General features: G+C 60.1%; 19 protein-coding genes and 1 pseudogene. 12 read left to right on the top strand and 8 right to left on the bottom strand.

Annotation, left to right across the window (positions count from 1 at the left end; genetic code table 11):
* The first annotated feature begins 25 nt into the window (after positions 1–25).
* On the top strand, positions 26–709 hold the full coding sequence (locus tag H3028_RS13085) for an alpha/beta family hydrolase (RefSeq protein ID WP_181297499.1): 684 nt from the start codon (positions 26–28) through the stop codon (positions 707–709).
* 74 nt (positions 710–783) lie between these two features.
* Here the strand turns inward: H3028_RS13085 and H3028_RS13080 are convergent, their stop codons facing one another.
* From H3028_RS13080 to acnA, 3 genes and pseudogenes are all read right to left on the bottom strand, one after another.
* Positions 784–1,857, bottom strand: a complete 1,074-nt coding sequence (locus H3028_RS13080; RefSeq protein WP_375154414.1) for a methyl-accepting chemotaxis protein — start codon at positions 1,855–1,857, stop codon at positions 784–786.
* A gap of 162 nt (positions 1,858–2,019) precedes the next feature.
* Positions 2,020–2,352: pseudogene (locus H3028_RS21615) on the bottom strand (PAS domain-containing protein); the annotation flags it as partial.
* 192 nt (positions 2,353–2,544) lie between these two features.
* A complete protein-coding gene (acnA, locus tag H3028_RS13075; protein ID WP_181297422.1) occupies positions 2,545–5,220 on the bottom strand; it encodes an aconitate hydratase AcnA in 2,676 nt (891 codons plus the stop codon).
* A gap of 299 nt (positions 5,221–5,519) precedes the next feature.
* On the opposite strand from acnA, the gene rlmM reads away from it, so the two are divergent.
* The gene (gene rlmM, locus H3028_RS13070; RefSeq protein ID WP_181297421.1) at positions 5,520–6,569 is read left to right on the top strand and encodes a 23S rRNA (cytidine(2498)-2'-O)-methyltransferase RlmM; all 1,050 of its coding nucleotides are present in this window, start codon (positions 5,520–5,522) and stop codon (positions 6,567–6,569) included.
* 64 nt (positions 6,570–6,633) lie between these two features.
* The gene (gene tusA / locus H3028_RS13065; RefSeq protein WP_181297420.1) at positions 6,634–6,885 is read left to right on the top strand and encodes a sulfurtransferase TusA; all 252 of its coding nucleotides are present in this window, start codon (positions 6,634–6,636) and stop codon (positions 6,883–6,885) included.
* A gap of 121 nt (positions 6,886–7,006) precedes the next feature.
* On the opposite strand, the gene H3028_RS13060 is transcribed toward tusA, so the two are convergent.
* The 3 genes from H3028_RS13060 to coxB are packed head-to-tail and all read right to left on the bottom strand — an operon-like array spanning position 7,007 to position 10,787.
* Positions 7,007–7,366 carry a hypothetical protein gene (locus H3028_RS13060; RefSeq protein ID WP_181297419.1) on the bottom strand — a complete coding sequence of 120 codons (360 nt, stop codon included), beginning with the start codon at positions 7,364–7,366 and terminating at the stop codon, positions 7,007–7,009.
* A complete protein-coding gene (gene ctaD / locus H3028_RS13055; protein WP_181297418.1) occupies positions 7,366–9,897 on the bottom strand; it encodes a cytochrome c oxidase subunit I in 2,532 nt (843 codons plus the stop codon). Before ctaD ends, H3028_RS13060 begins: the two co-directional genes overlap by 1 nt.
* Positions 9,894–10,787 carry a cytochrome c oxidase subunit II gene (gene coxB / locus H3028_RS13050; protein ID WP_181297498.1) on the bottom strand — a complete coding sequence of 298 codons (894 nt, stop codon included), beginning with the start codon at positions 10,785–10,787 and terminating at the stop codon, positions 9,894–9,896. Before coxB ends, ctaD begins: the two co-directional genes overlap by 4 nt.
* A 147-nt stretch (positions 10,788–10,934) precedes the next feature.
* On the opposite strand from coxB, the gene H3028_RS13045 reads away from it, so the two are divergent.
* Complete coding sequence (locus tag H3028_RS13045; RefSeq protein WP_181297417.1) at positions 10,935–11,399, top strand: DUF2231 domain-containing protein; 465 nt, start codon at positions 10,935–10,937, stop codon at positions 11,397–11,399.
* A 65-nt stretch (positions 11,400–11,464) separates the two neighbouring features.
* Here H3028_RS13045 and H3028_RS13040 read toward each other — a convergent pair whose 3' ends face one another.
* Together H3028_RS13040 and H3028_RS13035 are read right to left on the bottom strand one after the other, a co-directional pair.
* Positions 11,465–11,878 (bottom strand): CopD family protein, encoded by a 414-nt coding sequence (locus tag H3028_RS13040; RefSeq protein WP_181297416.1) that lies wholly within the window; start codon positions 11,876–11,878, stop codon positions 11,465–11,467.
* A 153-nt stretch (positions 11,879–12,031) separates the two neighbouring features.
* Entirely contained in the window at positions 12,032–12,883 is an 852-nt protein-coding gene (locus H3028_RS13035; protein ID WP_181297415.1) for an ion transporter, read from the bottom strand.
* Positions 12,884–13,124: 241 nt separating this feature from the next.
* Here H3028_RS13035 and moaA point away from each other — a divergent pair, with 241 nt between their 5' ends.
* The 8 genes from moaA (at position 13,125) to fliS (ending at position 25,954) form a co-directional block, all read left to right on the top strand.
* Entirely contained in the window at positions 13,125–14,120 is a 996-nt protein-coding gene (gene moaA / locus H3028_RS13030; RefSeq protein WP_181297414.1) for a GTP 3',8-cyclase MoaA, read from the top strand.
* A 374-nt stretch (positions 14,121–14,494) separates the two neighbouring features.
* Positions 14,495–17,983 carry a chromosome segregation protein SMC gene (gene smc, locus H3028_RS13025; RefSeq protein ID WP_181297413.1) on the top strand — a complete coding sequence of 1,163 codons (3,489 nt, stop codon included), beginning with the start codon at positions 14,495–14,497 and terminating at the stop codon, positions 17,981–17,983.
* 180 nt (positions 17,984–18,163) lie between these two features.
* Entirely contained in the window at positions 18,164–18,985 is an 822-nt protein-coding gene (zipA, locus tag H3028_RS13020; RefSeq protein ID WP_181297412.1) for a cell division protein ZipA, read from the top strand.
* A 460-nt stretch (positions 18,986–19,445) separates the two neighbouring features.
* Positions 19,446–21,812 (top strand): NAD-dependent DNA ligase LigA, encoded by a 2,367-nt coding sequence (gene ligA / locus H3028_RS13015; protein ID WP_181297411.1) that lies wholly within the window; start codon positions 19,446–19,448, stop codon positions 21,810–21,812.
* Positions 21,813–22,319: 507 nt separating this feature from the next.
* A complete protein-coding gene (locus tag H3028_RS13010; protein ID WP_042924536.1) occupies positions 22,320–23,498 on the top strand; it encodes a flagellin in 1,179 nt (392 codons plus the stop codon).
* A gap of 77 nt (positions 23,499–23,575) precedes the next feature.
* Positions 23,576–23,941, top strand: a complete 366-nt coding sequence (locus H3028_RS13005; protein ID WP_181297410.1) for a flagellar protein FlaG — start codon at positions 23,576–23,578, stop codon at positions 23,939–23,941.
* Between the two features lie 57 nt (positions 23,942–23,998).
* Entirely contained in the window at positions 23,999–25,432 is a 1,434-nt protein-coding gene (fliD, locus tag H3028_RS13000) for a flagellar filament capping protein FliD (protein ID WP_181297409.1), read from the top strand.
* Positions 25,433–25,567: 135 nt separating this feature from the next.
* Complete coding sequence (fliS, locus tag H3028_RS12995) at positions 25,568–25,954, top strand: flagellar export chaperone FliS (RefSeq protein WP_181297408.1); 387 nt, start codon at positions 25,568–25,570, stop codon at positions 25,952–25,954.
* The last annotated feature ends 49 nt before the right edge of the window (positions 25,955–26,003 follow it).

Raw genomic sequence — 26,003 nt, 5'->3', positions numbered from 1 at the left:
CAACTATTTCGACGCGGGGGCAAGGATGGGGATAGGGCATATGGCCGATCTTGACGCTGATCAATACTCGCAGGGCAGTGAAATTCCGCTCATCAGGGCCGATCAGCCGCGGGGCGGGGCTTGCGCCAGCTTAATCCTGGCCCACGGCGCGGGTGCGCCGATGGACAGTGAATTCATGCAGCAGATGACCGAGCGGCTTCTGGCATGCGGTGTTGCGGTCTTTCGCTTCGAGTTTGCGTACATGGCTGAGCGGCGCGCGACCGGGCGCAAGCGCCCGCCGAACCCACAGGCGCAGCTGCTACAGCAATGGCGTGAGGTGTACCACTCGGTGCGACAGCAAACCGCAGGGCGTTTGGCCATCGGAGGCAAGTCCATGGGCGGTCGAATGGCGAGCCTGCTGGCCGATGAACTGGCGGTCGATGCGCTGGTTTGTCTGGGCTACCCGTTTTACGCCGCGGGCAAGCCGGAAAAGCCACGTGTGGCGCATCTCGCTGAGCTGCGCACGCCGACATTGATCATTCAGGGTGAGCGGGATGCACTGGGCGATCGGGATGCCGTTGCCGGCTATTCCCTATCGCCGGCAATTCGTCTCAATTGGCTGGTTGCCGCGGACCATGACCTCAAGCCGCTGAAGCGCTCAGGGCTGACCCACGAGCAGCACCTGGAGAGCGCCGCGCAGGTCGTAGCCGCATTCTTGCGTCAGCCTTGATTGCCTAATTGCCACAAAGCAAACGCCCGCTGCAGCGGCGCTGCGAGCGGGCGTTTGAGCGCTGCTAAGCCGGTTCAGCGGTTGAAGCGCTCCACCAGGGTGTGCTGCGATTGTGCGGTGGCGGCCAGGTCCTCGGAGAGCAGTGCTGAGCTCTGGGCGTCTTTAGAGGTCTGATCGGCGAGGCGGGCAATATTGCTGACGTTGTGGCTGATTTCCTCTGCGACCGCACTCTGCTGCTCGGTTGCCGAAGCAATCTGCGAGGTCATGTCGATGATGCGCCCCACCGCTGTGCTGATGCCTTCCAATGCCTTGTCTGCATCGATCACCCGCTCCACGCCACGGCTCGCTTGGGCACGGCCCTGTTCGGTCGTCTCGACCGCCTGTCTCGCCTGAAGCTGGAGCTTTTCGATCAACTGATGGATCTGGCCTGTTGCGGCAGCGGTACGTTGGGCCAGTTGACGGACCTCGTCGGCTACCACCGCAAAGCCGCGGCCGCTTTCACCGGCGCGTGCCGCTTCGATGGCCGCGTTGAGCGCGAGCAGGTTGGTTTGGTCGGCAATGCTCTTGATCACGTCGACGACGGTGCCGATTTCGTCACTGTTCTGCGCCAGTGCGGACACCGCATCGCCGGTTTCCGTTACCGCTTGAGCCAGCAGCTCAATGGCTTTGCGCGTTTGGGCGCTGATGTCCTGGCCTTGCGCGGCCAACTGGCTGGCTTGCTCGGTCGCCTCGGCTGCCAGCGTGACGTTGCCTGCAACCTCCTGGGTTGTCGCGGCCATCTGGCTGATGGCTGTGGCGACCTGCTCGGTTTCGTGATGTTGACGAGCCAGCCCGTCCGAGCAGCTATGTGCCAGCTCATCGGCCCGCTTGGCCTGCTGCTGCAATTGCACGGCGCTGTCCTGCAGGCGAGTCAGGCAGGTTTTCAGGCGAGCATGTTCGCTGAGCATCGCCATTTCTAGGCGCGCTTCGACGCCCTGGCTGTCGGTGTACATCCGGGCTATCAGTGGATCGCTCATCGACTGCTCGGCCAGGCGCACCAAGCGGTTCACACCACGCATTTGCCAATGGCGGCCGACGAGGCCCAGCGGTACGGAGAGCAGCGCAGCCAAGGCGAAGCCCCACATGTGGTTGAGCCAGTAACCGACCATGAATCCGATCTGGCTGGTGAGGATGAACGGCAGCCAGTTGACCGCCAAGGGTAGCCACTTCTCCCTCCGAGGCACGCTGCTCTTGCCCGCGTTGAGGCGTGCATAGAGCGCTTCCGCGCGCTGGATCTGCTCGCGGGTGGGCTTGGTGCGGACCGACTCATAGCCGATGACCTTGCGCTGGATGTCGAGCACTGGCGTCACGTAGGCGTTGACCCAGTAATGGTCGCCGTTCTGCCGTCGATTCTTGACGATACCCATCCACGGCTTGCCATCCTTGAGCGTTGCCCACATGTGAGCGAACACGGCGGACGGCACGTCCGGATGACGGATCAGGTTATGTGGAGCGCCGATTAGCTCGTTGCGTTCGAAGCCGCTGACTTCCACGAATATGTCGTTGCAGTAGCTGATTTTGCCTTTCAGGTCTGTAGTGGAAATCAGCCGCTGCTGGTCGGGGAAGGCATATTCGCGCTGGGTGACGGGCTGGTTGTTTCGCATTGGGTACGCCTGGAATTCAAGGTGGCTTGGTGCGTGTTTCTTGCTTGTCACGCGGCCGGGGACCGGTATGTTTGTCTTAACGGCACGCAATCCGATTAGTTAAGTGTCGATCGACAAATGGGCATCCGCTGAAACGTGAAGCGCCCGCTTGCAGCGGCGCTGCAAGCGGGCGTTGTGGTGCCTAACGATGGATCAGGCTGCGATCAGCTGCCTCAATACATAGTGCAAAATGCCGCCGGCCTTGAAGTATTGAACTTCGTTTAGGGTATCGATGCGGCAGAGGACCTGGAAGTTGTCCCTCGAGCCGTCTGCGCGCTCCACATCCACGGTCAATAGCTGACGTGGCTTGATATCCTCGCCCAGACCGCGGATCGAGAGTTTCTCGTTGCCGGTCAGGCCCAGCGACCGCCGGGTCTGATCGCCCACGAACTGCAGCGCCAACACGCCCATGCCGATCAGGTTGGAACGGTGGATGCGCTCGAAGCTTTCGGCAATCACCGCCTTCACGCCGAGCAGGTTGGTACCCTTGGCTGCCCAGTCGCGACTGGAGCCGGTGCCGTATTCCTTGCCGGCAATCACCACCAGCGGCACGCCTTCCGCCTGGTAGCGCATCGCCGCGTCGTAGATCGACATGCGTTCTGCGCTGGGTTGATGGAGGGTCTCACCGCCTTCTTCGCCGCCGAGCATCTCGTTTTTGATACGGATGTTGGCGAAGGTGCCGCGCATCATCACTTCGTGATTGCCTCGGCGCGAGCCGTAGGAGTTGAAGTCCTCTGGCTTCACGCCCAGTTGCTGCAGATACAGTCCGGCTGGCGAACTGGCCTTGATGTTGCCGGCTGGCGAAATATGGTCGGTCGTGATCGAATCACCAAACAGTGCAAGGACACGCGCGTTCTCGACATCCTTGGGCGGCGCTGGCGGTTGGCCGATGTCTTCGAAGAATGGCGGGTTCTGCACGTAGCTGGAGTTGTTGTTCCACTTGTAGGTATCGCCAGCGGTCACGGCAATTGACTGCCAGTGTTCATCGCCGCTGAAGACATCCGCATAACGGGTACGGAACATCTGCCCATCGATCTTGGCGACCGCTTCGTTCACCTCGGCGCTGGTCGGCCAGATGTCTTTGAGATAGACGGGCTGATTCTGTTCGTCGTAGCCGAGCGGTTCCTTGTCCATGTTGATCCGGGTCGTTCCTGCCAGGGCGAAGGCGACTACCAGCGGCGGCGATGCCAGCCAGTTGGCCTTGACCAATGGATGCACGCGCCCTTCGAAGTTGCGGTTGCCGGACAGCACCGAGGAAACGATCAGGTCGTTGTCGGTGATGGCCTGGCCGATGGCCTCGGGCAGCGGGCCGGAGTTGCCGATGCAGGTGGTGCAGCCATAGCCGACCAGGTTGAAGCCGAGTTGATCCAGGTAGGTGGTCAGGCCGGCGCGCTCCAGGTAATCGGTGACCACCTTCGAGCCGGGTGCGAGCGAAGACTTCACCCAGGGCGCACGCTTCAGGCCCCGCTCGAGCGCCTTCTTCGCGACTAACCCGGCGGCCATAAGCACGTTCGGATTGGAAGTGTTGGTGCATGAGGTGATCGCCGCAATGACCACCGCGCCATGCTTGAGACTAAAATCCTCGCCTGCCACGGTTACAGAGCTGCCGGCCTGCTGGGTCTTGCCGCTGGTTTCCAGCAGCAAGTCGAAGCTGGCGCCGATATCGCCCAGCGATACCCGGTCTTGCGGGCGCTTGGGACCGGCGAGGGATGGCTGTACCTGGCTCAGGTCGAGCTCCAGGGTGGCGGTGAAGACCGGGTCCGGCGAGTTGGTGTCGCGCCACATGCCCTGGGCCTTGCTGTAAGCCTCGACCAGGGCGATGCGGTCCTCGTCACGCCCGGTCAGGCGCAGGTAATCGATGGTGATTTGATCGACCGGGAAGAAGCCGCAAGTGGCGCCATATTCCGGTGCCATATTGCCGATGGTGGCGCGGTCGGCGAGCGGCAGGTGGTCAAGGCCGGGGCCGAAGAACTCGACGAACTTGCCCACCACGCCATGCTTGCGCAGCATTTGCGTGACGGTGAGCACCAGGTCGGTCGCAGTCACGCCTTCATTGAGCTTGCCCGTCAAACGCATGCCGATCACTTCCGGGATCAGCATCGACACGGGTTGGCCGAGCATGGCCGCTTCCGCCTCGATACCGCCCACGCCCCAACCCAGCACACCGAGGCCGTTGATCATCGTGGTATGCGAGTCGGTGCCGACCAAGGTGTCCGGATAGGCGGTGATTTCGCCGTTTTCTTCCTTGGTCCATACCACCTGGCCGAGATATTCCAGGTTCACCTGGTGACAGATGCCGGTGCCCGGCGGTACCACGCGGAAGTTGTCGAAGGCCTGCTGACCCCAGCGCAGAAACTCATAGCGCTCGCCGTTGCGCTGCATTTCGATATCGACGTTCTGCTCGAAGGCCTTATCGCTGCCGAAACGGTCAACCATTACCGAGTGGTCGATCACCAGGTCGACCGGCGACAGCGGGTTGATGCGCTGAGGGTCGGCACCGGCACGGGACACCGCATCGCGCATGGCGGTCAGGTCGACGACTGCCGGCACGCCCGTGAAGTCCTGCATCAGCACCCGCGCGGGGCGGTACTGGATTTCGCGTTCGGAGGTGTGGGTCTTCAGCCATACCGCCAGCGAGTTGAAATCATCGGCTCGCACCGTGACGTCATCCTCCCAGCGCAGCAGATTCTCCAGCAGCACCTTGAGCGAGGTCGGCAAGCGAGTAATGTCGCCCAGTTGCTTGGCTGCTTCGGGCAGGCTGTAGTAGTGATAGGTCTTGCCGTTTACGTCTAGGCTTCGACGGCAATTCAGGCTGTCCAGGGATGGCATTCGTCTCTCCTTGTGCCCGCACGGTCGGGCTGATTGGGATGGGGAGCGTTATGTTGAAACTAGCCCCTGGCGGCGTGTTTCGCCACGAAACACGCCGCGGTCGTTGCCAGCGGCTATGGAACCGTACCCGGTATCTTGCAGGCGTCTGATGGGGCTATATCGGGCCGATTGATTTCCGAGTTGACTGTTCACTGGACCGGAGCACGGAGCCCGGGGTTCCCCACTCGGCTATCATGTCCGGCTTTGGTCGCAGGGCGCTTCGGCGCCATGCGCCTTCGCGCCGACGATAAGGTTCGTACATGAAAACATTGCTGCTGCACTGCCGACCGGGCTTCGAGAACGAAGTCTGTGCCGAGATCAGCGATCAGGCCGCCCGCCTGGACGTGGTCGGTTACGCCAAAGCGAAACCGAACAGCGCATGCGCCGAGTTCATCTGCAGTGACGAGGGTGGAGCCGAGCGAATGATGCGCAACTTGCGTTTCTCCCGGCTGATCTTTGCGCGGCAATGGGCGAGAGGCGAGTACCTGGCCCTGCCGGAAACCTATCGCATCGGCGTGTTGCTCGAACAACTCAGTGCCTATCCGGTCTGCAGCAGCCTCTGGCTGGAAGTGCTGGACACCAATGATGGTAAGGAGCTGTCGACCTTCTGCCGCAAATTCGAGGCGCCGCTGCGCAAGGCATTGACGCAGGCCGGGCGGCTCAAGGAAGGGGCCGATGGTCCTCGCTTGCTACTTACCTTCAAGAGCGGCCGTGAGGTCTTCCTCGGCATTGCCGAAGCCGATAACAGCGCGATGTGGCCGATGGGCATTCCTCGGCTCAAGTTCCCCCGGCAGGCGCCGAGCCGCTCGACGCTGAAGCTGGAAGAGGCCTGGCATCACTTCATTCCTCGTGAACAATGGGATCAACGCCTGGCGGCCGGTATGACCGCGGTGGATCTGGGTGCTTCGCCGGGCGGCTGGACCTGGCAGCTTGTCAATCGAGATATAGAAGTGATGGCGGTGGATAACGGCCCGATGAACGAGGAACTGCTCGAATCCGGCCTGGTTGGTCATTACCGTGCCGACGGTTTTGCCTTCCGCCCGAAGCGGGCGGTGGATTGGATGGTTTGCGATATCGTTGAGAAGCCGGCGAAAAACGCCGCCTTGCTGGAGACGTGGATCGGTGAGGGCCTGTGTCGCGAGGCGGTGGTCAACCTCAAACTGCCCATGAAACAGCGCTACGCCGAGGTGAAGCGTCTGCTGGAACGCATCGCCGATGGGCTTGCCGAACGAGGGGTGAAGGCGAGTATCGGCTGCAAGCAGCTTTACCATGATCGTGAGGAAGTGACCTGCCATCTGCGTCGGCTGTGATGCGCAAGCGGGTGACCGCGCGATCTGTCTGGGCGACAATGCCGTCCTGTTTTAGGAGCCTGTTATGTCTCAATCTGCTGAACTATCCGCCGACGCGGTGCTCGATGCCAGCGGTCTGAATTGCCCCGAGCCGGTGATGATGCTGCACAACAAGGTTCGTGGACTCGGCGGCGGCGAATTGCTCAAGGTGATCGCAACCGATCCATCTACCCAGCGCGATATTCCCAAATTCTGCGTATTCCTCGGCCACGAACTGGTGGAGCAGCAGACCGAAGAGGGGGCCTACCTCTACTGGATTCGCAAGAAAACCGACTGATAGCGCCGCTCGAGTTCGGACACCTGCTGGATAGGTGCAGCCCCTCGAACCAGGCTGATAGGTCGCATTCAGCGATGCTGCCGCAACGCGCTGCCTGCTCAGAACCTGACCGAGCCATCGCTCAAACGCAGGGCGGCAGAAACGCCAGCTGCAGCCCGACGAACACCGTCGCCAGCGCGGCGATGAAATGAATTCCTGAAGCGACTTTGGTGACGAACACCTGACGCTCATTCAGGTCATGCGGTGGCCGTGACAATTTCCACGAGCGATGGCCCAGCCATAGAAGCAGGGCGACCACCATCAGGGTGACCACGCCGAAACTCGCGTTCAGCCAATTGAAGATTCCCTGATTGGGATCGGGCGGCGCGATCGAGCAGACCACGGCGTGCGAGCCGTACATCGTGGCGAACCAGAGGCTCCAGATGGTCAACCCGAACGGGATCTGCATCGGATGAAAGACTGACGTGCGGCGGTACTTCATCAGGCACCTCCCCATGCCGACGGGAACAAAATGATCGCCGCGTAGGCACTCCAGACCACGCCCAGGTTGTAATACCAGAGCTGCTCGACCACCACCGGCTCGTAGGGCGCCTTTTCCCCCACATAGCCGTAATGCACCCGTAGCACCTGCAGCAGGGTGCAAATCGTCGCCAGGCCGCAGTGAATCAGGCTGTAGGCCAGAATCACGAAAATCACCGCGTCGTGGGCGGTTTCGGTGATCTGCAGATCGGCGCCAAGCAGCACCCACAACAACGTGCCGAATTGCACCATGCCGATGGCTGAAACCACACTCATGTTGCCGAGCAGCCCGCTGCAGTTGCCACGGCGAAGCCTCGCCGGAATCACTCGCATCCACAGCGTGCCGATCGTCAGCAGGATGGCGCTGGCCAGCATCAGCCAGCCATTGAGGTCGGACTGTTCCGGTACTTGCCATTCCGGCGAAACGGTCCATAGATAGAACCAGCCGAACAGCAGCGACAGATACAGAGTACCGTTGGCCAGCAGAGTGACGCCCATGCCCCACAAGCCGGGGCCGTCGAAGGTCCGTGAATGCAGCGGCGGTTCACCCGGTTGGGTGCGCGCATCCGGCGCGGCGACGGGATGCGCGCCATTCTCCCAAGACCAGCGGAACAGAACGATCAGCGTCGCCACGGTGGCGGCGAGGGCCAGCCAGTACGCCTTGCTCAACAGGCTCAGGCAGAGCACCGCGAGAAATACTGAGGCCACGAACGGCCACCAGCTGTTGCCGGGTAGGTGGATTACCTCCCGTACTTTTCCCGTCAAGGGGTCGGAGCCCCAGGTTTCGCGGCGCCCATGGTCAATCGTCGTCAGTGCATGCTCGCCTCGGGCAATGCTGTGTGGCAGATCCGGGTCCTTCCAGAGAGGATGGCGGTCCGTGACGTCCGGCAGGCTGACGAAGTTGTACGGGCTTGGCGGCAAGCTCGTAGCCCATTCCAGCGTATCGGCGTTCCACGGGTTGGTCTTGGCTGGCTGACCGAAGCGAAAGTGCAGCACGATATCCAGCAAGATGGTGCCGATGCCGATGGCCATGATGAAACTGCCGATGGACGAGATCAGGTTGGGTATGTCCCAGCCCAGACCCGTGTCGTAGGTGTAGACCCGACGCGGCATCCCCAGCAGGCCGGTCCAGTGCATGATCAGGAAGGTGGTATTGAAACCGATGAATACCAGCCAGAACCCCCAGCGACCCAGGCGCACCGAGGGCATGCGACCCGAGAAATGCGGTAGCCAGTAATACAGCCCAGCCATCAACGGAAAGAACATCCCGCCGACCAGCACGTAATGCATGTGCGCGACGACGAAGTGGGTGTCGTGTACCTGCCAGTCGAAGGGCACCAGGGCGACCATCACGCCGGTCAATCCGCCGCAGACAAAGACGATCAGGAACCCGACCAACCAAAGCATCGGCACGTGATACACCGGCTTGCCCAGCCACAAGGTCGCGATCCAGGCGAAGATCTGCACCCCGGTGGGGATCGCCACCAGCATGCTCGCTGCCGAGAAGAAGCCCAGTGCCAACGCCGGAATGCCCACCGTGAACATGTGATGGACCCAGAGGCCGAAACTCAGGAAGCCGGTGGTCAGCACGCCGAGCACTACCCAGCGATAGCCCACCAGCGGTCGCTGGCAGAACACTGGCAGCAGCGTCGAGACAATGCCTGCGCCGGGCAGGAAGATGATGTACACCTCGGGGTGACCAAACAGCCAGAACAGATGCTGCCAGAGCACCGGATCGCCGCCCTTGGCGGTGTCGAAAAAGGGCAGGCCGGCGGAGCGCTCCAGTTCAAGCAAAATGCTGCCGAGGATCAGCGGCGGGAAACCGAACACGATCATCAGCGCCATCACCAGAATGTACCAGGCGTAAAGCGGCATCTGATGCAGCGCCATGCCATTGGTGCGGGTGCGCAAGATCGACACTACCAGCTCTACCCCGGCGCTCACGGCGGAAATCTCAACGAAGGTGATGCCCAGCAGCCAGAAATCCGAATTCACTCCGGGCATGTGCGATGAGCTGGACAATGGCGTGTACATGAACCAACCGGCTTTTGGCGCAACGCCAAGAAACACGCTGGATAGCAGGATGATGCCGCCGAACAGGTAGCAGAAATACCCCAGCGAGGAGAGGCGAGGGAAGATCAGGTCTCGGGCGCCGATCATCTTCGGGATGAGGTAGACCGCCAGGCCTTCCATCATCGGCACGGCGAACAGGAACATCATCACCGAGCCATGCATGGTGAAGACCTGGTTGTAGACCTCGGGCTCCATCAGTACGTAACCGGGCAGTGCTAGCTGGGTGCGGATCAGCATCGCCATCAGCCCGCCGATCAGGAAGAACACACCGCCGGTGATGAGGAAGCGCAGGCCAATGCTGGTGTGGTTGACGATGGTCAGTGCGCGCCAACCACGCGGGTTCCCCCAGACATCGTTGAACTGGTCGTGAAGCTGATCCGGATCGGTAGACGGGGCGCTGCCCCTGAACGAAGCATTCATGGCGCGAGCGTCTCCAGCCAAGCAGCAATCTGGTCGAGGGTTTCAGGCGGTACGTCATCATGCGCCGGCATGCCATTGCCGAACTTGAGCGTCTTGTGCTCACGCAGCCAGCGTCGCAGCCCCTCGCTATCGTTCTCTATCACGCCGGCGCCCAGACTGGGGCGACTCGCGAGGTCGGTCAGGTCCGGCGCGCGATTGCCATTACTGACTCCTGCGACACGATGACATTGACCGCAGCGGTCATTGAAGACCTGGCCGGCCTCACCGGGGGCGCGCTGCTTGATGCTGAGGTTATCCCGCGCGGCGACCCATTCGTCGAATCCGCCTTCATCGAGCGCTTCGACATGGAGTTTCATGTGTGCGTGTTGAAGGCCGCAGAACTCCGAGCATTGACCGTGAAAGATTCCAGTATGTCCGGCTTCGATGCGAATGACATTGGTTCGTCCCGGCAGCATGTCCATCTTTCCACCGAGCCGTGGAATCCAGAACGAGTGGATGACGTCGGCGCTGGTGACATGTACATCCACCAGGCGGCCGGCCGGAATAATCAGCTGGTTGGCGGTAGTGACGCCGCTGTCGGGGTAGTGCACCTCCCACCACCATTGATGTCCGGTGACTTCGACCTTCAACGGCTGCTCACCTTCCACCGGTAGCGGCATCATGCTGCGGCCGGTTGGAATGCCGAATATCAGCAGCACGATAATGCTCAGGCTGGGCAGCACGATGCCGCCACCGATGACCCAGCGGCGATTCAGCCGTATCGCTTGCTCCTCGCTGGTTTGGCGCGGCTTACGGGCCAGGGCGTAGACCCAGAGCACGCTGACCGCCACCAGCACCAGGGTGGCGAAGGCGAACATGCCCCACCAGACATTAGCCACCTGGCGCGCCATGGGGCTGGCCGGGTCGAGCGTGGATAGCGGCCCGCCACAGGCGGCCAGTAAAGGAACTGACAGCGCCAGCGTGGTCCATTTCAAGAGGCTACCGGCTCGTTCGGCCGATCGCGTGGCCCTTTCCCTTTTCTGTCGCTGGAGTACCGGATGGCCAATTCCCACGATTCGATTCACAGCCGCGCCGCGATCGCCGGACATCCCCTGCACCCGATGCTGATCCATTTCCCGGTTGCGGCACTGATCGGCTTGCTGCCTGTTGATCTCGCCCATATTTGGACGCTGGATGATTTCTGGTGGCGTGCCGGGCTCTGGCTGGCCGGCGTGGGAGCATTGGGCGGCTGGGTGGCGAGTATTTTCGGCCTGATCGATCTGCTCAGCGTGCGCGAAATTCGCCAGAAGATAACCGCCTGGTGCCACGCGATACTGGCTGTGATGATGCTCTCGCTGGCTTCGCTCAACTGGTTGCTGCGCTTCCAGAACGAGGGGGACAACATGCACCTCTGGGCCTTGTACCTGTCTGCGATCACGGCCGCCCTGATCTCCCTGGCCGCCTATCTCGGTGGGCGACTGGTCTACGAGCATGCCGTTGGGGTCGATCTGGACAAGATCTGATGTGGGCTGCGGATGAGGTATGAGTCGTTCGGTCATGTGCGCCATTCGGTTTGATCGAGCGGTTGTTAGAACGGCTTGGCCAGTACCAGCCAGAGCGTCGCCGTAATCAATGTCGCGATAGTTACGCCGAGAAAGCGGCAGCGAATGCTCACGCTCTGCTCAGGCGAGCGCTCGATGTGCAGGACCAGCACGCCACAGAGGGCGTGACACAACACCATGCCGGCGACGGTGCTGAGCTTGACAATCAGCCACCCGGCCATGATGCCGTCGCGTAGAAACAGAGCGGTGCCGGAGCCGATCGCGATCAGCGCAGCTGGCGTGCCGACAAGGTTGAACACCATGCGCGTAAGGTGTGCATGGTCCCGGTAAAAAAGCGGATCTGTACGTCGAGTGCCCGCAGCGATCAGCGCTGGCAGATACAAAAGAGTGCCGCACCAGCACAGCAGGCCCGCGAAGTGCAGTAGTTTGAGCAAGGGCATTCGCGTCTCCATCCGGCCCGCGGCAAGTCAGAGGTTGTGACAACCCTCGGCCGAGGCGGTTCGGATGGTGCGGCGCTGGCGATGGTTACGAAAGCATCGGCGGGGCGAATGCAATGCCCGCTGCGCCGTAGTGGTGAGCAGGAATGATCGGGCTCAACTGTCGGCCCTGGATTGCGCCTGCTCAAAGAGCTGACTCCCGCAGCGGCTGCAGAACGCTGCGTTGGGCTCGTGGCTGAGCTTCTCGCACGTCGGGCAGCGGTGTTGCAGGCTGTCGGCACGCATGGCGCTAGCCAGCTCTGCAGTAAAGATACCGGTAGGTACGGCAATGATTGAATAGCCGGTGATCATTACCAACGTGGCCACAGCCTTGCCCAGCGGCGTATGCGGGACGATATCGCCGAAGCCGACGGTGGTAATGGTCACCACGGCCCAGTAGATGCTCATCGGGATGCTGGTGAAGCCGTTCTCCGGCCCTTCGATGACGTACATGAGCGTGCCGTAGATCAGCACCATGGTGGTCACGCTGAGCAGGAATACGATGATTTTCTGCTTGCTGCCTCGCAGTGCGACCAGCAGGAAGTTCGCCTGGCTCAGATACTGCGTCAGCTTTAACACACGGAACACACGCAACATGCGAATGGCGCGCACCACCAGCAAGTATTCGGCGTCGGGTAGCAGCAGTGCGATGAACGCCGGAACCACCGAGAGCAGATCGATTGCGCCGTAGAAACTGAAGACGTATTTACGGGGCTCAGGGTGGCAATAGATGCGCACCAGGTATTCGATCAGGAAAATGGCTGTAAATAACCATTCGAGCCCATCCAGCAAAACGCCATGTCGCTCGCTGTAAATCGCCACGCTGTCGAACATCACCACGACGAGGCTGGCAAAGATGACGACCAGCAGCCAGGTGTCGAAACGCTTTCCGGCCGGCGTATTGGTAAAGAAGATGATCACGTACAGGCGCTCGCGCCAGCCCATCGATCGGAGGGCGTCGTTGTCCATCTGCGTAAGCTCCGGTGTCGGTAAAAGCGAAATTATCCCAGTGTTCGAACCGTAGTCGCAAAACATCGTTGCGGCCGGGGTTCAGAAAACCGGACGGTTATCGTCCTGCCTTGGACCAGGCGCGAGGGTTACAACCGCTCATTTGGCGTCGCTCCGGTAGAGACCATTCGGCTCCGCACCTTTGCCTCGCGCCACGTTCCGACATAGTCTTAGGCATGCGCATCAAGCCTTGGAGAGCGACATGCCAGATTCTCAGTTGGTCGATCCATTCGGCCGACGCATCACCTACCTCAGACTGTCGGTCACCGACCGCTGCGATTTTCGCTGCACCTATTGCATGAGTGAAGACATGGTCTTCGCACCGCGTGCACAGATCCTCACGTTGGAAGAGCTCTACGCCGTGGCTGACGCGTTCATCAGTCTGGGCGTCAAGCGCATCCGAGTGACGGGTGGCGAACCGCTGGTGCGCAAGGGGCTGCCGAGCTTGCTGAGTCGCCTGGGGGCACGGGAGGAATTGGAGGATCTGGCCATCACCACCAACGGCTCGCAACTGCCAACTCTCGCACCGGTGCTGCGCGACGCGGGTGTCAAGCGCCTGAACATCAGTCTCGATTCGCTTAAGCGTGAACGTTTCGCCGAACTTACCCGCCGTGACAAGCTCGATCAGGTTATCGAAGGCATCGACGCCGCGCGCAACGCCGGCTTCCGTCGGATCAAGCTCAATAGCGTGATCCAGAAAGGCCGCAATGACGACGAAGTGCTCGATCTGGTGAACTTCGCCGTGGAGCGTGGCCTGGACGTCAGCTTCATCGAGGAAATGCCGCTAGGCAATATCTCCAGCCATGAACGCGAAATCACCTTTTGCTCCAGCGAGGAAGTGCGTGAGCGTATCGAGGTGGGCCATCAGCTGATACGCAGCAGCCACACCACGGGCGGCCCCTCGCGCTATTGGCAGGTTGCCGGCAGCGAAACCCAGGTCGGCTTCATCTCGCCGCACAGCAATAACTTCTGTGGAAGCTGCAACCGCGTGCGCATCACCGCCGAAGGCAAGCTGGTGCTCTGCCTCGGACATGAAGGTGCGCTGGATCTCAAGACGCTGATGCGTCGCTATCCGGGCGACAGCGAGCGTCTGCGTCAGGCGTTGGTCGATGCGCTGCAGCTCAAGCCGGAGAAGCATGAGTTTCGTACCGACGAGCAGGTTCAGGTGGTGCGCTTCATGAGCATGACGGGGGGTTGATACGTTGTAGTGTGGCCGGGCGGCGCTCCGCTTCAGCCGACCAGACTCCATTCCAAGCCACACCAAACAGAGTCGGCATCTGACTGCCTGACGGGCTTCACCACGCTATGATTCATGTCGCTTGTTGCCGCCTGAACGTCTTGGCTCCGTTGGTGAGCTGAAGCCCACCCTACACCGGCACCGCATTGGCTCATCCTCCATCCGAATCGACTCGACGACTGCTTCGGAATACTGCGCACCCATCCCCAAGATGGCTGCGAGGCGGCGTGATAAACTCCGCCGTTTTCGCGCAGCAACCATTTGATGCCAGGAATCTCGATGTCCCCGGCGACCTGCTTGTACATCCTCACGCCGACCGCCACGGATAGGCCTCCATGCGACTGAAAAGCATCAAGCTTGCCGGCTTCAAATCTTTCGTCGATCCGACCACGGTCAGCTTCCCAAGCAACATGGCCGCTGTCGTCGGGCCGAATGGCTGCGGCAAATCCAATATCATCGATGCCGTGCGTTGGGTCATGGGTGAGAGTTCGGCGAAGAACCTGCGTGGCGAATCGATGACCGACGTCATCTTCAACGGCTCCAACACCCGTAAACCGGTGACCCAGGCCAGCATCGAACTGATCTTCGATAACTCGGACGGCACCCTGACCGGCGAGTACGCGGCCTTCGCCGAGGTATCCATCCGCCGTCGGGTCACTCGCGATGCACAGAACACCTATTTCCTCAACGGCGTAAAGTGTCGCCGCCGCGATATCACCGACATCTTCCTTGGCACCGGTCTTGGCCCTCGCAGTTACTCGATCATCGAGCAGGGAATGATCTCCAAGCTGATCGAAGCCAAGCCGGAAGACCTGCGCAACTTCATCGAAGAGGCGGCGGGCATCTCCAAGTACAAGGAGCGTCGTCGCGAAACCGAAAGTCGCATTCGCCGAACCCACGAGAACCTGGCGCGCCTGACGGACTTGCGTGAGGAGCTCGAGCGCCAGCTCGAGCGTTTGCACCGCCAAGCCCAATCGGCGGAAAAGTATCAGGAATACAAGGCCGAGGAGCGCCAGTTGAAGGCGCAACTGTCGGCGCTGCGCTGGCAGGCGCTGAATGAGCAGGTCGGACAGCGCGAGCAGGTAATCGGCGATCAAGAGGTCGGCTTCGAGGCGCTGGTCGCTGAACAACGCAACGCGGACGCCAGTATCGAGCGACTGCGCGACGGTCATCACGAGTTGTCCGAGCGCTTCAATTTGGTCCAGGGACGCTTCTACTCGGTCGGCGGCGATATCGCGCGGGTGGAGCAAAGCATTCAGCACGGCCAGCAACGCTTGCGCCAGCTGCAGGACGATCTGCGCGAGGCCGAACAGGCGCGACTCGAAACTGAATCCCACCTGGGCCATGACCGCACCTTGCTCGCTACCCTAGGTGAGGAGCTGGCGATGCTCGAGCCGGAGGAGGACATCGCGGGCGCGGCGGCCGAGAAGACGGGTGCGCAACTCGAAGAAGCCGAATCTGCCATGCAGGGCTGGCAGGAACAGTGGGAGCGCTTCAATCAGCAGAGCGCCGAGCCACGTCGCGTATCCGAGGTGCAGCAGTCGCGTATTCAGCAACTGGAGCAGAGCCTCGAGCGGCTTGTCGAGCGTCAGCGCCGCCTGGAAGAGGAACGCGCCTCGCTCGCCGGTGATCCGGAAGATGCCGCAGTCGCCGAGATGAGCGAACAGCTCGCGGCCGGCGACCTGAACCTGGAAGAACTGGTCGCAGCCCAGGAACAGACCGATCAGCAGCTAGAACAGCTACGTGAACAACTCCAACAGGCTAGCCGCGCCGAGCAGGAGGCGCAGGGTGATCTGCAGCGGCTGAACGGCCGTATCGTGTCGCTGGAAGCGCTGCAACAGGCTGCGATGGACCCGGGCAAAGGCGTCTCGGAATGGCTGCATGAGCGAGGCCTTGATCAGCGGCCGCGTCTAACTGACGGGCTTCGCGTTGAGCCAGGCTGGGAACTGGCGGTCGAAACCGTACTGGGCGCGGACTTGCAGGCGGTGCTGTTGGACAACTTCGACGGCCTCGACATGAGCGGCTTCGAGCAGGGAGATTTGCGTCTCGTCAGCACGGCGCAGGCGGCTACGGCCATTAACGGCAGCCTGCTGGACAAGGTGGAGTCGGCCGCAGACCTTTCGCCCTGGTTGGGCCGGGTGCGACCGGTGGATGATCTCAATCTAGCGTTGGCGGGGCGTGATTCGCTGCGCGATGGCGAAAGCCTGATCAGTCGTGACGGTTACTGGGTGAGCCGACATTTTCTTCGGGTCCGGCGAGCCGGGGAGGCCGAGTCGGGATTGCTGGCGCGCGGTCAGGAACTGGAGCGGCTGCAAGGCGAACGTGATGAGCGTGAAGCGAGCCTTGGTTCGCTGGGGGAGCAGCTCGCCCAGCTCCGCGGGGCTCAGCGCGAACAGGAAGGGCGCCGCGAACAGCAACGTCGTCATCATCAGGATCTGTCCCGCCAGCAAGGCGAATTGAATGCTCGACTCTCTGCCAGCCAGGCCAAGCTGGAGCAGCTGAGCCTACGCCGTCGCCGCCTGGACGAAGAGCTGGTCGAACTATCCGAACAGCGCGCGTTGGAAACCGAACAGCTGGGCGAGGCGCGGCTGCATTTGCAGGATGCGCTCGATGCTATGGCGCTGGATACCGAACAGCGCGAAGCTCTGCTGGCGAGTCGTGATGGCATTCGCGAACAGCTGGATCGCGTCCGTCAGGAGGCCCGGCAGCAAAAAGACCATGCGCATCAGTTGGCCGTGCGAATCGGGTCGCTGAAAGCACAGCATGATTCCACTCGCCAGGCGCTTGAACGTCTGCAGCAGCAGTTCGAGCGAGCGGTGGAGCGGCGCGAGCAGCTCAATCTGAATCTGGAGGAGGGCGAGGCGCCACTCGAAGAGTTGCGCATGAAGCTCGAAGAGTTGCTGGAGCGGCGCATGGGCGTCGAAGACGAGCTCAAACTGGCGCGTCTGGCGCTCGAAGACGCCGATCGCGAACTGCGCGATGCCGAGAAACGTCGTACCCAGGCCGAGCAGCAGGCGCAACTGTTGCGCGGCCAGCTCGAACAACAGCGCATGGAGTGGCAAGCGCTCAGCGTGCGCCGAAAGGCATTGCAGGATCAGCTGCACGAAGAGGGTTTCGATCTGCACGGCGTGCTCGCGATGCTGCCTGCCGGGGCCAGCGAATCTGAATGGGAAGCCGAACTTGAGCGCCTGGCTGCGCGCGTTCAGCGCCTTGGCCCGATCAACCTGGCGGCGATCGATGAGTATCAGCAGCAGTCGGAGCGCAAGCGCTACCTCGACGCTCAGAATGATGATCTCACCGAGGCGCTGGACACGCTGGAAAACGTCATCCGCAAGATCGACAAGGAGACCCGCAATCGCTTCAAAGAGACGTTTGACCAGATCAATGGCGGTCTGCAGGCGCTTTTCCCGAAGGTTTTCGGTGGCGGCAACGCTTATCTGGAACTTACCGGTGAAGATTTACTCGATACCGGGGTGGCGATAATGGCGCGTCCGCCGGGCAAGAAGAACAGCACCATCCACTTGCTGTCGGGTGGGGAGAAGGCACTGACCGCCCTGGCGTTGGTATTTGCGATCTTCCAGCTCAACCCGGCGCCGTTCTGCATGCTCGATGAGGTGGATGCGCCACTGGATGACGCCAACGTTGGCCGCTATGCGCGTCTGGTCAAGGAAATGTCGGAAAAGGTGCAATTCATCTACATCACCCACAACAAGATCGCGATGGAAATGGCCGACCAGCTAATGGGCGTGACCATGCACGAGCCGGGTTGCTCAAGACTGGTAGCGGTCGACGTGGAACAGGCTGTTGCGCTCGCGGAGGCTTGAGCTGCGCGTGTTGCTGGCAGCGCTGGCATAAACGGAGACCCATAAAAGAGCCGCGTCGGGCGGTGCACATCTACCGTTCGTCGTGCTAGTTTAGAGCGCAATTTTTACGATGCGCAGATGAGCCTGTTCAGCGGCCGTGAATCTGCGTCTTTATCATCGATTTCAGGGGTTTAAGCATTAATGGATATCGGTCTGCGCGAGTGGCTGATCGTCATCGGCATCATTGTTATAGCCGGCATTCTTTTCGACGGCTGGCGGCGGATGCGAGGCAGCAAGGGCAAGTTGAAGTTCAAGCTGGACCGCAATATCGTGAGCAATATTCCAGACGAAGACGAACCCAACGAGCTGCTAGGCCCTCCGCGAGTTGTGAACCGCGGTACCGAGCCATCTGTGGACGAAGCGGATCTTCCATCGATGAGCGCGCGCGAGCCGAGTAGGCGTCGTACCAGTGAACCCCGGCAGGGCGACCTGCGCTTCTCCAATGATGATGCGCCGGTCCCGACCCTGCTGGATCCGGTAGCCAGTGACGATGATGGCAAAACGAGCGAATCCGATCAGGACCTGCCACCGGTCGAGGAAGTGCTGGTCATCAACGTGATCTCCCGTGATCCGCATGGCTTCCGCGGGCCAGCGCTGCTGCAGAACATCCTGGAAAGCGGCCTGCGGTTCGGCGAGATGGACATCTTCCATCGTCACGAGAGCATGGCGGGTAACGGCGAAGTGCTGTTCTCCATGGCCAATGCGGTCAAGCCCGGGACGTTCGATCTGGACGACATTGACCACTTCACCACCCCGGCCGTGAGTTTCTTCCTCGGCCTGCCTGGCCCGCGCCATCCGAAGCAGGCCTTCGACGTGATGGTAGCCGCTGCCCGCAAGCTGTCTCAAGAGCTGAATGGGGAGCTCAAGGATGATCAACGCAGCGTGTTGACTGCACAAACCATCGAGCACTACCGCCAGCGCATCGTCGATTACGAACGTCGGCAGATGACCACCAGACGCTGATCACCAGAACCGCTCTCAGGAGCGGTTTTTTTCGGCTATAGTTCCGTAGGGTGGGCTTCAGCCCACTGGGCTTTGTCGAGCGCCTTATGTGATGGGCTGAAGCGGAACGCTGCCTGACCCACCTTATCAGGATGTCCGATCCCATCTAGGTTGCCTGAAGCAAACGCAAACCTGCCGGTAACTGCCGGAACTGATCGCTTCCGCGCTCCGCGTGGAACGGAGCCTTGTCCCCAGAGCGGGCCTTCTATGGAAATCTCTCATCGCATGGTTTTGATGGGATGAGTGTCCGTCCCCATAGCCTAGTGATTGGTACACCATCACGAGGCTCCGCCATCCCTCTGGCGCCGATGCCCATGCGGCCTTGCAAACAGGCTAAAATCCTGGCCAGAACATCAACTAAGGCGGTCCGACGCGCTGACACTCACGTTCGGTCCAGCCTGCTGATATGGCCTCGCATACCATGACGTCCGCCCAAACCGCCGCAGAGCGCATCGCCGACCTGCGCAGCGAAATCGACGCCCACAACTATCGCTACTATGTTCTCGACGAGCCCAGCATCCCTGACGCGGAATACGACCGTCTATATAACGAGCTCAAGGCGCTCGAGACCGAGCATCCCGAGCTGGTCACCCCTGACTCGCCCACGCAGCGCGTCGGTGGCGCGGCTTTGGCGGCCTTCGGTCAGGTCCGCCATGAAGTACCAATGCTGAGCCTGGGCAACGCCTTTGAAGAACAGGACCTGATCGACTTCGACCGGCGCGCCCGCGAGGGGCTGGATTTGCCAGCAGGCGATCTTTTTGGCGATGGCGTCGAACTCGAGTACAGCTGCGAGCCGAAGCTCGACGGCCTGGCCGTGAGCTTGCTTTATGAAAACGGCAAGCTGGTACGCGGCGCCACACGCGGGGACGGCAGCACCGGCGAAGACATCAGCACCAACGTGCGCACCATTCGCAATATTCCACTGAAGCTGCACGGCACGGGCTGGCCAGCGGTACTGGAAGTGCGCGGTGAAATCTACATGCCCAAGGCGGGCTTCGAGGCGCTCAATGCGCGTCAGTTGGAGGCGGGCGGCAAGCCCTTCGCCAACCCGCGTAATGCCGCCGCTGGCAGCCTGCGCCAGCTGGATTCGAAGATAACCGCCAGCCGTCCGCTGGAGCTCTGTGCCTATGGCGTCGGCCGCAGCGATGGCGTTCTTCCGGGCACTCACATCGGCATCCTCGAAGCGCTGAAAGGCTGGGGTCTACCGATCAGTCGCGAACTCAAACTGGCCAAGGGCGTACAAGAATGCCGCGATTATTTTCACGCTATCGGTGAAAAGCGCGATGCGTTGCCCTATGAAATTGACGGCGTGGTGTTCAAAGTCAACTCGACCGCCCAGCAGCGCGAACTGGGTTTCCGCGCCCGTGAGCCGCGCTGGGCCATCGCACACAAGTTTCCCGCCCGAGAGGAAGTCACCGAACTGCTCGATGTGGAGTTCCAGGTTGGCCGCACCGGTGCCATTACCCCGGTCGCGCGGCTGAAACCGGTACAGGTCGCTGGCGTGACGGTCTCGAATGCCACGCTGCATAACATGGATGAGGTCGCGCGGCTGGGTGTGATGATCGGCGACACGGTTATCGTTCGCCGCGCGGGTGATGTCATTCCTCAGATTCTCGGTGTGATCCCGGAGCGCCGTCCTGAGAACGCGCGTGAGGTTCATGTACCGGAGCAATGCCCGGTGTGCGGCTCCGCCGTTGAGCGCACCCAACTGATCAAACGCAGCAAGGGCAGGGAGTCGATCAGCGAAGGCTCGATCTACCGCTGTGTGGGCCGCCTGGCCTGCCAGGCGCAGCTCAAGCAGGCGATCATCCATTTCGTCTCTCGACGGGCCATGGACATCGACGGGTTGGGCGACAAAATCGTCGAGCAATTGGTCGATACCGGATTGGTCAATTCACCGGCCGATCTCTATAGCCTGACGTTCGAGCAGGTGTTGGCTCTGGAAGGCTTCGCCGAGGTATCCAGCCGCAACCTGCTCAAATCCATTGATGCCAGCCGCACGCCGTCCCTGGCGCGCTTCATCTACGCCCTGGGGATTCCCGATGTCGGGGAGGGCACTGCCAAGTTGCTGGCGCGTGCCTTGGGCTCGCTCGACCGCATCAGTCGCGCGCTGCCGGATGTATTGGTCTACCTGCCGGATATCGGGCTGGAAGTGGCCCATGAAATTCACAGCTTCTTCGAGGACGAGCATAACCGGCTCGTTATCAAACAGCTTCGCGAGCGAGGCGTGCAGCTGCAAGAAGAGGAGGAGGTGCATCCCGAATTTGCTGCCTGCGCAACGCTGGCCGGTCTGCTCGACAAACTGAACATACCCTTTATCGCCACCACGGGCGCCCAGCGCCTCGCCGATCGCTTTGGCACCCTTGACGCCATCATTGAGGCCGACTGGCTGGATTTGCGGCAGGTCGAGCGTCTCAACGAAAAGGCGGCTCGTGCGTTACGCGACTACTTCAACGAGCCGGCCAATGCTGAACGCGCCCGCGCGATCGAAGCCCAGCTGCGCGAGTTCGGCATGCATTGGCAAAGCGAGCGAAAGGCGGCGCAAGGACTGCCCTTGGCGGGCCAGACATGGGTGCTCACCGGCACGCTGGAAAACATGAGCCGCGACGAGGCCAAGGCAAGGCTGGAGGCGTTGGGGGCCAAGGTTTCGGGTTCCGTTTCAGCCAAGACCAGCGTAGTGGTAGCTGGACCAGGAGCTGGGTCGAAGCTGACGAAGGCTAATGAGCTGGGCTTGGCGGTCAATGACGAGGATGCCTTCCTGGAGCGGCTCGCTGAACTTGAACATTAAATCAAACATCAGCTAGTCGGCTTCGCACCGAAAGTGATTCACCCACTCCAGATCACAGGCGGCTACGGCCCGCTTTTCGTGGGAGGCGTGCCCCCGCGGCGAGATGGACTTTCCTGCCAGCGCAAAGCAAAGCAAAGCAAAGCTTCCCGCAAAGGGCAGCCCTCGTACAACAGCAGCGGCTTGACTCCAGTCCTGTGGGAGGCGCGCCCTCGCGGCGAAAAGGGCTTCCAGGCCACTCCTAAAACAAACACTCCCGCACGGGCCTGCCTAAAGATTTCCACCCAACGTCCGAAAACCTTCGCAGGCGGGCTCGCGTGTTTGCGGATTCGCCGGTGTCGTACAGGTTGTTCTCGGGGCTTGCAGAGTTTTTTTCAACTGCCTCCTAAAGCTCACCGAAACGACGCCGATAAGCTAATCGAATGCGAACTCAATGGGTGCCTGGGCAAAAGCCGGCCCGGAGTCGCAAGCTCAGGCAACCAAAGTAACTAGCGCCCTTGGAGGCACATCATGGCTCTTACAGTCAATACCAACATCCCGTCGCTGAACACGCAGCGCAACCTGAATAGTTCTTCCAATGCGCTGGCCACTTCCATGCAGCGCCTATCCACCGGTAGCCGTATCAATAGTGCCAAAGACGACGCAGCTGGCCTGCAGATCGCTAACCGCCTGACCAGCCAGATCAACGGCCTGGGCGTCGCTGTGCGCAACGCAAACGACGGTATTTCGCTGGCTCAGACAGCTGAAGGCGCTCTGCAACAGTCCACCAACATCCTGCAGCGTATGCGTGACCTTTCCCTTCAGTCCGCCAACGGCTCCAACAGCGATTCTGAGCGGACCGCTCTGGACTCGGAAGTTGGTCAGTTGAAGAAGGAGCTGGACCGTATCAGCAACACCACGACTTTCGGTGGCAGAAAACTGCTGGATGGCGACTTTGGTATTGCCAGCTTCCAGGTTGGCTCCGCTGCTAACGAAATCATCAGCGTTGGTATCGAGGAAATGAGCTCTACCTCGCTGGATGGTAAGTATTACGAGCAGACGCTGAGTGCGACCGCTCCTGGCCTCACTCCAACTACCGGCAAGGTCGATATCGCGATCACACTGGCAGATGGGAAGTCGTACACTGTTCAAGCCGATTTGAAAGAAGATGATGATGCCGAAGCAATAAACTCGAAAATTGCTGCGGCGATCAATGACTCCAACGTCGGTGTCGGTGCGTTTATAAAGGCCGATAACAGCATCAACATTGTTTCGACCCAAACAGGCGATGACAAGAACAACTTGGCTAGCATTGTGATTACCGACAACGCAGCTGATCCTACCGGCGTAACCGCAGGTACTGTTACTGCCGCGGCTGATACCGCGTTCACCGAAGACAGCGTGAGCGATATCAACATCAACACTGCAGAAGGCGCGCAGAAGGCTGTGCTGATCATCGACGAGGCTATCCAGTCCATCGATGCGCAGCGTGCCGACCTCGGTGCTGTACAGAACCGCTTCGATAACACTATCGCCAACCTGCAGAGCATCTCTGAGAACGTATCCGCTGCACGCGGTCGCATCGAAGATACCGACTTCGCTGCCGAAACCGCGAATCTGAGCAAGAACCAGATTCTGCAGCAGGCCGGCACCGCGATCCTGGCGCAGGCCAAGCAGTTGCCGCAGGCGGTTCTGAGCCTCCTGCAGTAACCACCTGGGTAGCAACAGGCGCAGGATGGGGAGGCGGTATTTGCCGCTTCCCCATCGATTCATTTTTGAGGTGAATCATGGACGTCGGTAAAGTACCTAACGCCTTACTCGTTCCGGCACAAGCAGGATCGACGCCCGGTCTTCCTTCGGAGCCTGGGCTTTCGTCGTTCGACGAAGAACATCCGGCGGCGGCGCCTATATTGGCTGGTGAGGCGACTAATCGCAGTAAGCTGAACGATGTAATTGCCGATCTTCACACGCGCATGCAATATGCCCAGAGAGACCTTAGCTTCAGCGTGGATGATTCAACTGGCGATGTGGTGGTTAAGGTCATTGATGGTGAGTCGGGCAAAGTTGTGCGGCAGATTCCGTCCGAGGAGATTCTTCGTCTGTCTGAGCGGCTGGATGACATTCGCAGCTTGCTGTTCGATACCACAGCGTAACGGGCATGATTCTTGATGACTTTCGCTAAATAGCGCGTTTCTTGACAGGGTGGGTTTATGGTTGGGGTAACTGGAATTGGTTCCGGAATCAATATCGACAGCATTGTTGCCAGCATGGTTGCGGCGGAAAAGACACCGAAGCTGACCCAGCTAACCAACCTGGAAAAGAAGACGACTACTCAGATTACTGCAGTGGGAGCACTGAAAAGCGCGATCAGCGATTTTCAAACGGCATTATCCGCGATTAACAAACCCGAGCTATTTCAGGCTCGGTCTGCGAAATCCAGCAACACGGACCTTCTGGCGGTAAAGGCGGGGGTTAGCGCCGGTGTTGGAACTTATCAGGTAGACGTCAGGCAGCTAGCTGCGAGTAGTAAGGTTGCGCTCGCTGCTATTGCGCCCAATGGCGCAGAACCTGCAACGTTTGGAAACGGGACTTTGACGGTAATGGTTGGGGGCGTTTCCCTGCCGGAAATCACCGTAGATGGAACCAACAATACCTTGGCGGGAATACGCGATTCCATTAATAAAGCAGGCGTTGAGCAAGGCGTAACGGCCACGATTGTTACCGATGACGCAGGGTCACGGTTGGTCTTGAATAGTAGCAAGTCGGGTGCGGGAGAGGATATTTCGGTGGTTGCGCCGGCTGACGATGGAACGGGAAGCGCTAACCTCTCGCAACTGGCATTTTCCGATGCCGAAGTAACGCAGCCGGCCGATCCCGCGGCGGCTCGTATGCTGACAAAAGCGCAAAGCGCCGAAGTCTATGTGGACGGGCTGAAGGTCACCAGCAAGACCAATTCGCTTGATACTGCGATTGAGGGAGTGACACTTGACCTCAAGGGCATAACCGAAACCGGTAAGCCGATTACGGTTTCCGTCGACCTTGATAAAGCTGGCGTCAAGACAAACGTAGAGAAGTTCGTAGATGCCTATAACAAGCTGATCGGAGTGATCAACGCTCAGACGAAAGTCACACCGGTAGGCGAGGGTAAAGCTCCTGTCACGGGCGCTTTGGTTGGTGATGCCACTGCGCGCAACTTGTTGAACACGATTCGCAATGAATTAGTGAACGTGCAGGGCTCCGGTGCCGTGCGCGCACTTACAGATATTGGAATCACAACACAGAAAGATGGAACGCTTGCCATAGATAGCGCCAAGCTGGACAAATCGATGACTGATAGTTTCGAGGGTATCTCCAGCTTGTTTTCAGGCGACAAAGGCTTGGCAACTCGTTTGGATGAAAAACTGAAGCCTTATACCGAAACCGGCGGCATCCTTGAGCAGCGTAACAAGGTGATGTCAGAGACGATTTCGAAGATCGACAAGCAGAAGGTAGACCTTGATCGTCGGATTACCTCACTGCAGGACCGCTTGTATAAGCAATTCAATGCGATGGACGCGCTGGTGGGCCAGCTATCCAACACCTCCGCCAGTCTCCTGGCTTCGCTCGAAAATCTTCCGTGGGCAGCAGGCAACTCTAAAAGATAATGTCATTCCGACGAGAAAAACCGCCGCCAGGCGGTTTTTCTTTTTCTGGTAATTTCGCCTCGCCTGCTCTCAAGCTTGAGTACTCTCGACCGATAAGCTGAACATGCAAATTGACGTGGCACGAGGCTTATCCAAATGAACGCTATGGCAGCAATGAAACAGTATCAGCAGGTAGGTGTTAAGGCTCAGGTTACCGAGGCCGATCCGCACCGCTTGATTCAGATGCTGATGCAAGGTGGCCTGGACCGTATCGCTCAGGCGAAAGGTGCCATGGAGCGTGAAGCCTATGCTGAAAAGGGCGTGCTTGTTGGCAAGGCCATCAATATCATCGGCGGCCTGCGCGACGCCCTCGACAAGAGCATAGGTGGCGAGTTGGCGGAGAATCTCGACCGGCTCTATGAATACATGACGATGCGCCTGTTCGAGGCCAGTCGGCATAACGATGTCGACAAGCTGAACGAAGTGGGCAAACTCCTGGGCGAGATCAAGCTGGCTTGGGATCAGATCGCGCCCAAGGCGTAATGTAAATTCGCGTCGAATATATGCTGCTATCTCTGCATCCATTCACGCC

Origin of the sequence: Pseudomonas sp. Q2-TVG4-2 (genome assembly GCF_013620795.1) — a bacterium.
Lineage (GTDB): Bacteria > Pseudomonadota > Gammaproteobacteria > Pseudomonadales > Pseudomonadaceae > Stutzerimonas.
Note: the sequence above shows the minus strand (reverse complement) of the source record. Positions and strands in the feature narration are given on the sequence as shown.